Origin of the sequence: Cypionkella sp., from assembly GCF_030652235.1 — a bacterium.
GTDB lineage: Bacteria > Pseudomonadota > Alphaproteobacteria > Rhodobacterales > Rhodobacteraceae > Cypionkella.
In genome coordinates this window covers 91,246-103,551 of sequence record NZ_JAUSBA010000026.1, presented here as the reverse complement: position 1 = coordinate 103,551, position 12,306 = coordinate 91,246, and the positions used below count along the sequence as shown (strand labels likewise).

Here is a 12,306-nt window from a genome sequence, read left to right as displayed (position 1 = left end):
GCCTATCGGCACATCGTGCAGATAGGCTTTTTCGGCCAAATCTGCAGAAATTCCGCAATCAAATCAACATTTAGTGGTCAGTTCGCAACAGATACACAAGTCATTCCCAGCGGGGAAGACCGGCTGAACCCGCCCAAAGGGCTTGGATCACAGCAGCCCACGCCCCGCCAAATTGCGCATCAGCGCAGCACTGCCAAAGGCCCACTCCGGTGCCTCGGTCGATAGCCGCACTGTGTTCCTCAAAACCCCAAGTTCGGGCGCGGCGATGCGCACCACATCACCTAAATGATGCGTAAAGCCTTGCCCCGGCCCATCGCGATCTTGCACCGGCGAAAACATCGTGCCGCAATAAAGCATGAAGCCGTCAGGGTATTGGTGATGGCGGCCGCGGGTTTGGCCGACCAGATCGGCAGGGTCGCGGCTGATCTGGCGCATCGAGGAGGCCCCCGTCAGATGAAAGCCGTCTTCGCCCGTGACCGTCAGGCTCAGGTCTAGGTTGCGCACGGTATCCAAGGTGAAATCGCCGTCAAAAATCCGGATGAACGGGCCGATGCTGGCCGCCGCGTTGTTGTCTTTCGCCTTACCCAGCAGCAGCGCCGAGCGGCCTTCAACATCGCGCAGGTTGACATCATTGCCAAGGCTCGCGCCGACGATTGTGCCATGGGAATTGACCGCCAGCACCACTTCAGGTTCTGGATTGTTCCATTGGCTGATCGGATGCAGACCGACGCTCGCCCCATAGCCGACCGCAGACATCGGTTGCGCCTTGGTGAACACCTCGGCATCCGGGCCAATGCCGACCTCAAGATATTGGCTCCACAGATTTTCGGCTTGCAGCAGGGCTTTGACCTCGGCGGCTTTGACAGAGCCTGGGATCAGATCGCGCAAGCTGTTGCCGATCACATCCGCCACCCGAGCACGGATCTCAGCGGCGCGGGCCGGATTTCCGGCGGCACGTTCTTCGATCACCCGTTCAACCATCGAGCGGGCAAAGGTGACACCGCAGGCTTTCACCGCTTGCAAATCATTGGGGGCGAGCAGGTGGGTTTGGCTTGGATCTGGCTCGATCGAGGCTGCGGCGATGTCGGCAAGGGAGCCTAGGTCTTCACCTTGGATGTTGGCGATAAATCCCGCGATGTCAGTTTTTTCAAGCATATCCCGCATCGTCGGGGCAGCTTTGCTGGTGATGTCGATGACACGATCCCCGCGCAAAGTGACAAGGCTGGGCCCAATGCCCGCACGCCAGATACGGCCCAGCCAGAGGCCGTTTGGCAGGGCAAGATTTGCGGTGTGCGACATGGTTCGGCCTTTGTTTGGGTGTCGTCAGAGTGGAGGATTTTGGCGGTGGTGTCGATGGTTTAGCGCGAGGATTTAACGCGGCCCACCGCCCTGTCTGATCCAGCCGAAATAGTCAGCACTGCCCATTTGGCCGCCCTTCAGCGCCAGTTGCAACCCGTCATGCCCGCCGTCGCCATGCGCGGTAAACAGCGCGGCACCGGGAATGGTGGGGGCCAGAGCGGAAAGGGCGAACAGGCCCAACTGGCGCGCGCCATGGCCGGAAGTGTCGCCGCCAGAAATGACCGCGCGGCGCAATTTAGAGGCTTTCAGCGTGGCATCCAGCACGCGGCCAAGGCTTTCGCCGACGCGTTGGTTGGCAGATTCGGCGGCGATTTGGCTTTGGCTTTGGGCGGTGCGGAAGGCCGCGACAGCGGGGTCATTCGGGCCTGCGGCGGTCAGGATCAGCGGGCTTTGGCCTTGGTCGATCAAGGTAAGCGCGGCTTGGGTAGCCTCGGCTTCGGCGGCTTTGGGGGCGCTGAGCAAGCTTGCGGCGTTCAGGCGGACAAGGCCGAAGCCGTTTGCAGCCGACCATTCGATCTGCACGGCAGTGATGGGCGAGACCGAACCAGAAACGGCGATGATCTGGGACACCGCACCTGCAGAGGGGGTGGCGCATGCTGTGGGGATGAGGCCTTCGCGCTGCCAATGTTCAATAAGTGCATATTCTACGCCTTGAGAGCCGATCAGAAGCCGCAGACTGTCGCGATTCTGCCAGATCAACCGACCTGCGGCGGCGTCGGTCTCGGCGGTCATTGTATCAAAGCTCAGCAGACGAACCGAGTGTAGCGCGCTGTTCAGGGCGGTTTGGGCGGTTTGCGGATCGGCCAAAACCTCTAGATCCAGCAGCGCCGAGGGCAGATCGGTTTGCGTCGCCAAGTGGCGCAGCACATCGGATTCCTCCATCGGCGTCACCGGGTGCTGCGCCATCACCGGGTGGCGGTCAAGTCGGAACACCCCCTGCGGCGTGCCTGCGAACAGATGGCCGAAGGCTTGGTAGCGGCGCATCCGGGGGGCGGCGGTCAGCACCGCGATGCCCTTGGACGGACGCGCTTGCAGCGCAAGGTCAAGGGCGGTGCCGATGTTGCCGACATGGCGGGCGGAATCGAGGGTGGAGCAGATTTTATAGTGCAGGAAGGGCGCGTTTAGGGCCGCCAAGAAGGCCAACGGCGCGGGCAGGTTTGCGGCCATCCATGCCGGGCTATGGCTGCGGGCGGTAGAGGCGATGCCCAAGCCCCGCACGCCGGGAAAGCGGGCAAGTTGCGCGGGGGTGGGGGTGTCGAAGAACAGGATCGAGGGCAGACCTGCGAAGCTAAGCGCCTCCATCACCGCTGCCGATCCGGTGAAATCGTCGCCACACCATGTCATCAGCAGGCCGTCCGGCAGGATTTTTCGCATGGGTGTTCCTTCGACTTGACCTTAGCATATTATCTCATCATACCAGTTGAGCAAGAGGCGAATGGAGAGAGCTATGACGAAGATTGCGTTGTTTGGGGCTGGCGGAAAAATGGGCGTGCGGCTGTCGCGCAATCTGGCGAAAACCGATTATGTGGTGGCGCATGTGGAGGTGTCCGAGGCGGGTCAGGCGCGCTTGCATGAGGCTATAGGTGCGGAATCTGTGCACCCTGCGGTGGCGGTGCAAGGCGCGGATGTGGTGGTGCTGGCGGTGCCGGATACCGCGATTGGCAAGGTCGCCGCGATGGTGGTGCCGCTGGTGGCGCCGGGGACGATTGTGATCTGTCTGGATGCGGCCGCCCCCTTTGCCGGGCATCTGCCTCCCCGTGCGGATATCACCTATTTCGTCACCCACCCCTGCCATCCGCCGATTTTCAACGATGAAACCGACCCTGTGGCGAAGCGTGATTTCTTCGGCGGGGTGGCGGCGAAGCAGGGCGTGGTGAACGCTTTGATGCAGGGGCCGGAAGAACATTACGCGGTAGGTGAGGCAGTGGCGCAGGCGATTTTCGCCCCCGTGGTGCGCTCGCATCGGGTGACCGTTGAGCAGATGGCGATGCTGGAGCCGGGCTTGTCGGAGACGGTTGTGGCGTCACTTCTGGTGGTGATGCGCGAGGCGATGGATGAATGCGTGGCGCGCGGGGTGCCGCAAGCGGCGGCGCGGGATTTCCTGCTGGGGCATATGAATATCCTCGCGGCGGTGATCTTTGACGAGCAGCCGGGGGTGTTCTCGGACGCCTGCAACAAGGCGATAGAGTTCGGCAAGCCGATGCTGATGCGCGATGACTGGAAAAAGGTGTTTGAGTGGAACGAGATTACCGCGTCTATTCAACGGATTACCTGATGTTCTTCAGGTGAATTGACGCCCCTTCCGCAAGGTTGGGGGCGTTCTTATTTCTGGCCGAATTTCTGAAGTGCCTGCGCCAACTCTTTGTGATCTTTGGCATAATCGGCCAAGGCTACACCCTGCACCGCCGCCTCCCATGCCTGACGGATCGCTGCGACGCCAGAAGCCGCACCGCCCGGATGGCCGTGAATACCGCCCCCGCCGAGATACATCAGATCGGTGGTCTGTCCCGTTCTGGCATAGGTTTCAATGGCTTGGCCTCCCCATTGGCCGGACCCCACCACAGGTAAGGGACGGTCTGCGGGGCTGAAGATCGGCGCGCGGCAGGAGTGGAACGAACGTACGAAACTCTCATCCGGCTCCCAATATTTTGCGGCTATGCCATTGATTTGAAACTGATCTACCCCCAGAAGCCGCCAGATTGTGCCATAGGCCGTAAATTCCATGCCAAGGCCGGGATGTCGGGTCAGAATATCCCAGCCGTTGCGGTGGGCGTGCAGGCACAAGGCAGAGCGTTTGCGCAGAAAGGTCATGCCGCCATAGCCCACGGAATTGATGTTGATCACCGCCGCGTTGCCGCCGGCGTTGACGACAAGATCATGATTTTCCAGCATTTGATCGGGGTCTGCTGAAGAGATTCCCCATGCGTACATCACCCTCTTGCCAGTTTTCTGTTCGTGGGCGTCGATCACTGGCATCACGGCCGCAATACGGTCGGCCAAGGGGGAATAGCCGGGGCTCATCAGTTTTTCGTCGTCTTTGATGAAGTCAACACCGGCCTCGCAAAGTTCCTGTACCATCATCGCAGTTTCGGCGGGCGTCAGGCCCAAGGCGGGCTTGATGATCGAGCCGATGATCGGGCGGTTGTAGACATTGGTGAGTTTGCGCGAGCCGTCGATGCCGAATTGCGGGCCGGGATGGCGGGCGAAGGCGGCGGGAAGGTCGAAATGCATCACCCGCACGCCAGACAGCCCCCGCACTGCATACACGCCACCGACGGTGATGGTCATCAGCGCGGCGATATCGGTGCCGACGGCCTCAAGCGGGTAACCGATCACTACATCGGCGCGGTGGAAGGGTCCGCCATCGGTCGGGAAGGACGGCGTTTGGGTATCAGGCAAAGTGGTGATCGACAGCACGCGGGCGGCGCAACGGGCTTTCACGGCGTCGGTTTCACCCGGCAGATCGGTGAAGGTGCCAGTCGACTGATCCGACGCAATCTTCGCGGCAAGCGCCGCCACATCACCGGAGGTTTCCAGACGGTAAGTGACTTTGATCAGATCATCGGACATCGGTTGCCTCTCCATAGATGTAGCTTGCATACTCATCATACCTGTTGAATTCAAGCGCCCTGCATGGCAAGTTGCGCGCAGTTTGTAAGGAGCCTTCATTTGCCACAACCTCTGATCGGTGCCGTGATCGGCTGCGGATTTTTTGCACAAAATCAGCTACATGCTTGGGCAGACCTGCCGGGGGCGCGGATAGTGGCTTTGTGCGACCGCGATGCGGTGCGGCTGGCAGAGACGGCGGCGCGGTTTGGCATTGCGCGGACCTATGCCGATGCAGGCGAAATGTTTGCCGCCGAACGCTTGGATTTTGTCGATATCGCCACCACGGTCGCCTCCCATCGTCCCTTGGTCGAGATGGCGGCGCAGGCGCGGCTGGATGTGATCTGCCAAAAGCCGTTTGCGGCCAATATGGCGGATGCGCGCGCGATGGTGGCAGCGGTGGAAGCGGCGGGTAAGACCCTGATGGTGCATGAGAATTTTCGTTGGCAATCGGCGGTGCGGCGGGTGATTGAGATCGTGCGGTCGGGTGCGTTGGGCGAGGTGTTCTTTGGCCGGGTTAGTTTCCGGTCTGGCTTTGATGTGTTCGCGGGCCAGCCTTATCTGGCAGAGGGCAAGCGGTTTATCATTGAGGATTTGGGCATCCATACCCTTGATATTGCACGGGCTTTGTTTGGCGATGTGGTGCGGATGGCGGCGACGACGCGACGGATCAACCCAGGCATCAAGGGCGAGGATGTGGCGACGATGCTGCTGACGCATGGCGCGGGGGCGACTTCTGTGGTGGATTGTTCCTACGCCACCCAGCGCAGCCCCGAGACGTTTCCGGAAAGTTTGATAGAAGTTGACGGAACCAAGGGCAGTTTGCGGCTAGAGGCGGGGTATCGGCTGGAGATGGGGGGCCAGGTGGAGGATCTGTCGCCGCCGGTTCTGGATTGGGCGAGCCAACCTTGGCACAATATTCAGGAAAGCGTGCTGATCATTCAGCGGCATTTTCTGGGATGCATCGCGGCAGGCACGCAACCGGAAACCTCGGGTGCAGATAATTTGCAGACTTTGGCCTTGGTTGAGGCCGCCTATATTTCGGCTGCCGAAGGCCGGATGGTCGCATTGGCCGCGCTATGAAGATCAGCCATGGCGCGCTGAGTTTCGACTATGACGGCGGCGCGCTGCGGCGGATCAGTTTGGGCGAGACCGAGGTGATCCGCGGCATCGCATATCTGGTGCGCGATCGCGACTGGGGAACTTTGGTGCCGCAGATCAGCGATGAAGAGATTGAACCAACACGGATTTCCTACTGTGCCCGGTTTGAAAGCCAAGGCGCTGCTTTGGCGGTGGCTGTGGTGATCGACCTTGCCGAGGGATTGAGTTTCACCGCCACAGCGCAGGCGATGGGCGATTTTGAGACCAATCGCGCGGGCTTCACCGTGCTGCATCCGATCACTGGGGTGGCGGGGGCTGCGGTGACGATCGAGCATTGCGATGGCAGCATCCGCTCCGCACAGTTTCCGCTGTTGATCGAACCATGGCAGCCGTTTCAAGACCTGCGCGCGCTGACGCATTGGCTGGGCGGCCGGCAGATCAGCTGCCGGCTGGAGGGCGATGTCTTTGAGATGGAGGATCAGCGGCAATGGGGTGATGCTAGCTACAAGACCTATGTGCGGCCTTTGGCGCGGCCTTGGCCGTATAAGATCGCGGATGGCGCGCAGTTTGATCAGGCGGTGCGGCTCAACTGGCAGGGGACGGCAGGCGTTGCAACCACCCTGCCCCGCACCACCGCCACCGGGGTTTTTCCGCAGACAGCGCTGGTGATCACCGCCGAAGAAGCAAGGCGCGTGGTTGAGCGGCCCGGTGATCTGGCTCTGGTGAAACCGCAACGGCTGCTGTGCCATTTCGATGCGACCCGGCATGGGCTGGCAGAGTTACGGGCGTTTTCGGTGCTGCAAGCCAGCTATGACGCCGCCTACGATCTGGAACTAATCGCGCGCTGTGACGGCGATCTGGATGCTGAATTCTCGGCCCATGCCATAGACTTGGCCGCATCGGGGCTACAGGTGGCCTCGATCATGATTTGCCCTTCGGTGGACCGGCAATCGACCCCGCCGGGATCAGACTGGCCGCCTTGCCCGCCTTTGGCAGATGTCTACAAAGCCGCGCGGAAGGCCTTTCCGAGAGTGAGCCTTGGCGGTGGCATGGTCAGCTTCTTCCCCGAACTGAACCGCAAGCGGCCTCCAGTCGTGGGCTTGGATTTCGTCAGCCACGGGCTTTGCCCGATCGTGCATGATGCCAGCGACGCAGGCGTGATGCAAACGTTGGAGGCGGTGGCGCATATCACCGCCTCGGCCCGCGCGATCATCGGTGACAAGGCTTACCGCTTGGGGCCCAGCACGATTGCGATGCGGCAGAACCCGTATGGCGCGCGGGTGATTCCCAATCCCGACGGCGCGCGGGTCTGCATGACCAATGATGACCCGCGCCACCGCACGGTGTTCGGCGCGGCCTATGCGCTTGGCTTGGCTGCGGCACTGGTTGGCTCTGGGGCAGAGGTGTGGACCCCCGCCGGGCTTTACGGGCCGCGCGGCGTGATGGATTGGCAGGGCCAAGCCTATCCGATGGCGCGGGTGCTGGCGGAACTCGCCACGCGGGCAGGGCAGCAGGTCGAGGCCGAACTGATGCCGAATGTCTCGGCGCGGTTGCAGTTTGCCGGGGCCGAGATGACAACAGATCTGGCGCGTTATGTGCGCACAGAGCTTGCCTGACTGCGAGGTTTGCGCTTAAGCCGGACAGAGTGCGGTGATAAGACTGGGGGAGTGATGGTTTCGGAAAAGATCACCCGGCGCAAGCTTTCGGATCAGGTGTTTGATCGGCTGAGGGCGATGATCCTGACGGGTGAATTGGCGGCGGGGGCGGTAGTACCCTCGGAACGCGCCCTGATGGCGCGCTTTGAGGTGGGCCGCCCTGCAGTGCGCGAGGCCCTGCAGCAGATGCACACGATGGGACTGATCACCATCGCCCATGGCGAGCGCAGCCGGGTGAAAGCGCTGAACGCCAGTGCGGTGTTGGGCCAGGTCGATGCGGTGGCGCAACTGCTGCTCTCGGCAGAACCGGGGGCTTTGGCGCATCTGAAAGAAGCGCGGCGGATGTTTGAGGCAGGGATGGTGCGGCTGGCAGCCGAGAAAGCCGTTCCGGCGGATGTGGCGGATCTGCAGGCCATTCTGGCGCATCAGCGCGACTGTCTTGGCGATGCGCGGGCCTTTGTCGCGGCCGACGTCGCCTTCCACACCCGGATTGCCGCGATGACCGGTAATCCGATCATGCTGGCGGTGTCCGAGGCGATGCTGAAATGGCTGTTTCAGTATCATGCGGCCCTGCTGCATTGGTCGGGCAAAGAGCAGGTGACCTTGCAAGAACACGCTTTGATCCTTGACCGCATTGCCGCCAAAGATGCGCCGGGGGCGGTGGCGGCGATGCAGGCGCATATCGCACGCTCGGCGGATGTTATTGGGCATCACGGCTGAAAGCGGCGCGGGTTTTGGTATTTTCTCTTTTTAAAATACTCCCGCCGGAGGCTTCTGACATGTATGGCGGATGCCTCCGGCGGGAGTATTTTCGCCAAGATGAAAAATTTTAGATAAGTTTTAGCAGTTTAGCCAAGGATCTTGGCGCATTCCTCGATAATCACACAAGCACTGACAGCGCCGGGGTCTTTGTGGCCCAAGCTGCGTGCGCCAAGCCGGGCGGCGCGGCCCAGAGTGGCTTGCATCTGGGCGGTACCGTCGGCTCCGGCTTGTGCGGCAGCCACAATATCCGGCCAGCTTGCGCCAGATTTGGCGGCTTCGGCGGCAGGATACCATGCGTCGATCATGGTCTTTTGGCCGGGTTCGGCTTTGCCGCGATGGGCAATGCCTTCGGCCATTGCGATGATCAGCCCGGGGGTTTCGGCGCGCGGCATGGCGGCGCGCGGGCCCGCGGTTTTGGCGGCGCGCATGAGGGCAGTTGCATAAAGCGGGCCGGAGGAGGCGCCGACGGCGTTCAGGAAGGCTTTCGCGGCGGCGTTGAATTGGTCTTGCAGGGTCGGCAGAGTGGCGACGGCTGCGGCGGCAGCCTGCATTCCTTGCTCCATTGCGATGCCGTGGTCGGCGTCTCCGATCAGGCCATCCAGCGCGCAGAGGGCATCACGTTCGGCGGCCATGCGGATGGCAAGGGCTTGAAACAATTGGGTGCAGGTTTCGGTTGTGAAATCCATCGCTTAGCCCACCCGGAACATGGCGCAGTCGCAGGGGTGGTCGAGCATTTTGGTGAGTTCATCGTCGAGGTGCATCAGGGTGATCGATGCGCCTGCCATCTCCATCGAGGTGCAATACGGGCCGACGAGGGCGGAGTGGACGGTCAGACCCGCCTGCCCCAGACGTTCGGCGACGCGGGCGTAGAGGATGTAAAGTTCCATCAGCGGCGTGGAGCCGAGCGAGTTCATCAAAACCGCAACTTTTGAACCCGCAGGCGCGGCCATTTCCATCAGGATCGCATCCATGATCTCATCGGCAACATCATTGGCGGACTTCAGCGGGCCCCGCCGGATACCCGGTTCGCCGTGGATGCCCATGCCGATTTCCATTTCTCCGGCGGGCAGGTCGAAGTTCAGGCGGCGGGTTTGCGGCAGCGAACAGGCAGATAGCGCCACGCCCATCGTATAGGTGCGGGCATTGGCGTTGCGGGCGATACGCTCGACTTCGGCAAGCGGCAGCATCAGATCGGCAGCGGCCCCGGCGCATTTGAAGATGAAGACATTTCCGGCGACACCGCGGCGCTTTAAGCGGTCTGATGACGATGCGATGTCATCCGTGGTCAGCACGGTGCGGGCCTCAATGCCCTCCATCTCCAGCATCTCGCTGGCCATGTCGAAATTCATCACGTCACCGGCATAGTTGCCGTACATGAACAGCACCCCTGCCCCACCGTGCGTGGCAAGCGCTGCATCAACGGCGGGCTGCGGCGGGGGCGAGGCGAAGACATTGCCCACCGCTACGGCATCAGCCAAGCCCTTGCCGACAAATCCTAAAAAAGTCGGTTCGTGCCCCGATCCGCCGCCGATTACCAGTGCGACTTTACCGGGTCGGGGCCCGTGTTTGGCGACGATGGCGCGCGGGGCGGCGAGGGTGAGATGGTTGGGATGGGCGGCGAGAACGCCCACCAACATCTCATCCACCGCGCGGTTGCCATCGTTGATCAGCTTTTGTGTCGGTGCCATCTGCGCCTCCGGTTGCGCCGCAAGAATGAGGGCTCTGCGGGATTGAGACAAGCCCGGTTAAAGAGAAAACAGGGCCTGCCCGCCTGCGGCTAAAGCGCCGCCACGGGTTAGGAGTATTTCTGATCCAAAGCGTTGATCGCATCGACATTGGTGGCAGAGCGGCCTTCCGCGTCGAAAGTTTGTGCAAGGAAGGCATCAGCAATGGCTTTGGCGAGTTCCGAGCCGATCACCCGCGCGCCCATGGTGATGATTTGCGCGTTGTTCGACAGGGCTGCACGTTCCGCCGAATAGGTGTCATGCGTCAGCGCGGCACGGATGCCCGGCACTTTGTTGGCGGAAATGCAGACACCAATGCCGGTGCCACAGATCAGAATGGCGCGGTCGTATTTGCCTTGCAGGACTTCATTCGCCACCCGGTCGGACAGGTTGGCATAGAAGGCATCCGGCCCGGCTTCGGTGCGCGAAATCTCGGACACCTCATGCGTGGCTTTCAGATGGTCGGCGAGGATTTTGGCAAGGCCTTCGCCCGCGCTGTCGCCCGCGATTGCAAGTTTCATCGGTTTCTCCTTCACAAAGTTGCGGCGACGCGGGCAAGGATGTCGAGGTAGCCTGCGACATTCCAGGCCGAGCGGCCAATGAACAGCCCGTCGATATGCGGGCAGGTGATAAGTTCGGCGGCGTTACCGGGGTTGACCGAACCGCCGTAAAGGCAGGGGATGCGGCGGTTTAGGATGGCCTCAGACGTAGCGATGATTTCCGCTTGTCTTGCATCGGCATAGTCCGATGTGGCGGGGATTCCGTTTGCGCCGATCGCCCAGACCGGCTCATAGGCCAGCAGGATCGGCTTGGATTTTTGCGCGGGCGAGAGCTTACCCAAAGCGCCTGTGACTTGGGCGGTGAGGGTTTCAGTGGCGCGCCCTCCTTCGCGTTCGGCCAAGGTTTCACCGATGCAAATCAACGGGATAAGACCGTGACGCACGGCGGCTTCGACCTTGAGGCCAACGGTTTCATCTGTTTCACCGAAGAACTCGCGGCGTTCGGAATGGCCCAGCTCGACGATATCCAGCGCGCAATCGTTCAGCATCAAGGGTGAGATTTCACCCGTCCATGCGCCGTCATCTGCCCAATGCATGTTCTGCGCACCGACCTTTACTGTGGTGTCGGCCAGCATGGCTTTCACCTGACGCACGGCGGTAAACGGCGGGATCACGAAGCGTTGGATGCGTGGATCACACTCGGCCGGCAGGCCCTTGGCGAAGACCTGCGCCTCGGCCAAAGTTTTGTTCATCTTCCAACTGGTGCCGACCCAGACGTGTTTGCTCATACGCGGTCTCCTGCGATGCTTAGACTGATCCCGGCCCGGTCCAAAGCGGCGCGGGACTCAGATTCAGGCGGGGCATCGGTGATAATGGTGTCGAACTCGGACAGATCGGCCAGCACATGCAAAGCCTGGCGGCCAAAGCGGTGGTGGTTGACCAAAAGGCAGGTCTTGGCGGCCGAGGCGATCATCGCCCGCTTGGCGCGCACCGCGTTGTCGTCCATGTGAAAAGCGCGGGTACCCTGCACGGCGGGGGCAGAGATGAAGGCCACATCGGCGTGCAGACGGGTGAGGGTTTCTTCGGTTACAACGCCAAAGAAGCCATTGAATTTATAGGAATAAACCCCACCCAAGGCAATCAAAGTGATGCCATGCTCGGCCCGAAGCGCGTCGATGATCGCGGCATTGTTGGTGATCACCGTCAGCGGGCGTTTTTCCGGCAGCATCGCACCTAAGACCGCCGCCATCGAGCCATCATTGATCATCAGCGTCATGCCGGGTTCTATCAAATCCAGGGCTGCACGGGCCATCCGGGCTTTGGCGGCACCTTCTTGGCGGGCGCGAAAGCGGAAATCGGATTCGAACTGCGTGCCGGATTCAATCGTCGCCCCGCCGCGCATTTTACGCAACAGGCCCTCGGATTCCAGATCATCAAGATCGCGGTGGATGGTCATTTTCGATACCGCAAAACGGTCGGCCAGATCATCAAGATCGACCGCGTGCTGTTCCACCAGCAAATCCATAATCGCCTGTTTGCGATCTTCGCGCTTCACTAGATTTCCCCTATTTTCATGAATTCTAACATCGCAGATCATAA

Annotated in this window: 12 protein-coding genes; 4 read left to right on the top strand and 8 right to left on the bottom strand. The window is 61.2% G+C overall.

Annotated features, from left to right (window positions below; genetic code table 11):
• Positions 1-147: 147 nt before the first annotated feature.
• Positions 148-1,299: a fumarylacetoacetate hydrolase family protein gene (locus Q7V03_RS08290; protein ID WP_304925129.1), complete on the bottom strand. Its 1,152-nt coding sequence runs from the start codon at positions 1,297-1,299 to the stop codon at positions 148-150.
• Between the two features lie 72 nt (positions 1,300-1,371).
• The gene (locus tag Q7V03_RS08285) at positions 1,372-2,733 is read right to left on the bottom strand and encodes a four-carbon acid sugar kinase family protein (protein WP_304925128.1); all 1,362 of its coding nucleotides are present in this window, start codon (positions 2,731-2,733) and stop codon (positions 1,372-1,374) included.
• Positions 2,734-2,806: 73 nt separating this feature from the next.
• Here Q7V03_RS08285 and Q7V03_RS08280 point away from each other — a divergent pair, with 73 nt between their 5' ends.
• The gene (locus tag Q7V03_RS08280; protein ID WP_304925127.1) at positions 2,807-3,634 is read left to right on the top strand and encodes a phosphogluconate dehydrogenase C-terminal domain-containing protein; all 828 of its coding nucleotides are present in this window, start codon (positions 2,807-2,809) and stop codon (positions 3,632-3,634) included.
• Between the two features lie 47 nt (positions 3,635-3,681).
• Here Q7V03_RS08280 and oiaX read toward each other — a convergent pair whose 3' ends face one another.
• Complete coding sequence (oiaX, locus tag Q7V03_RS08275) at positions 3,682-4,929, bottom strand: 3-oxo-isoapionate-4-phosphate decarboxylase OiaX (RefSeq protein ID WP_304925126.1); 1,248 nt, start codon at positions 4,927-4,929, stop codon at positions 3,682-3,684.
• A gap of 99 nt (positions 4,930-5,028) precedes the next feature.
• On the opposite strand from oiaX, the gene Q7V03_RS08270 reads away from it, so the two are divergent.
• From Q7V03_RS08270 to nanR, 3 genes are read left to right on the top strand one after another with little or no spacing between them, the layout of a single operon-like run.
• A complete protein-coding gene (locus Q7V03_RS08270) occupies positions 5,029-6,048 on the top strand; it encodes a Gfo/Idh/MocA family protein (protein ID WP_304925125.1) in 1,020 nt (339 codons plus the stop codon).
• Complete coding sequence (locus Q7V03_RS08265; RefSeq protein WP_304925124.1) at positions 6,045-7,682, top strand: hypothetical protein; 1,638 nt, start codon at positions 6,045-6,047, stop codon at positions 7,680-7,682. The genes Q7V03_RS08270 and Q7V03_RS08265 overlap by 4 nt, the downstream gene beginning before the upstream one ends.
• A 54-nt stretch (positions 7,683-7,736) precedes the next feature.
• On the top strand, positions 7,737-8,441 hold the full coding sequence (gene nanR, locus Q7V03_RS08260) for a transcriptional regulator NanR (protein ID WP_304925123.1): 705 nt from the start codon (positions 7,737-7,739) through the stop codon (positions 8,439-8,441).
• Between the two features lie 128 nt (positions 8,442-8,569).
• On the opposite strand, the gene dhaL is transcribed toward nanR, so the two are convergent.
• From dhaL to Q7V03_RS08235, 5 genes are all read right to left on the bottom strand, one after another.
• Entirely contained in the window at positions 8,570-9,169 is a 600-nt protein-coding gene (gene dhaL, locus Q7V03_RS08255) for a dihydroxyacetone kinase subunit DhaL (RefSeq protein WP_304925122.1), read from the bottom strand.
• Positions 9,170-9,172: 3 nt separating this feature from the next.
• A complete protein-coding gene (locus Q7V03_RS08250; RefSeq protein WP_304925121.1) occupies positions 9,173-10,171 on the bottom strand; it encodes a dihydroxyacetone kinase subunit DhaK in 999 nt (332 codons plus the stop codon).
• A gap of 107 nt (positions 10,172-10,278) precedes the next feature.
• Positions 10,279-10,728, bottom strand: coding sequence for an RpiB/LacA/LacB family sugar-phosphate isomerase (locus Q7V03_RS08245; protein ID WP_304925120.1), 450 nt, complete (start codon positions 10,726-10,728; stop codon positions 10,279-10,281).
• Positions 10,729-10,739: 11 nt separating this feature from the next.
• A complete protein-coding gene (locus Q7V03_RS08240) occupies positions 10,740-11,495 on the bottom strand; it encodes a triose-phosphate isomerase (protein ID WP_304925119.1) in 756 nt (251 codons plus the stop codon).
• Positions 11,492-12,262 carry a DeoR/GlpR family DNA-binding transcription regulator gene (locus tag Q7V03_RS08235; protein WP_304925118.1) on the bottom strand — a complete coding sequence of 257 codons (771 nt, stop codon included), beginning with the start codon at positions 12,260-12,262 and terminating at the stop codon, positions 11,492-11,494. Before Q7V03_RS08235 ends, Q7V03_RS08240 begins: the two co-directional genes overlap by 4 nt.
• Positions 12,263-12,306: the final 44 nt, after the last annotated feature.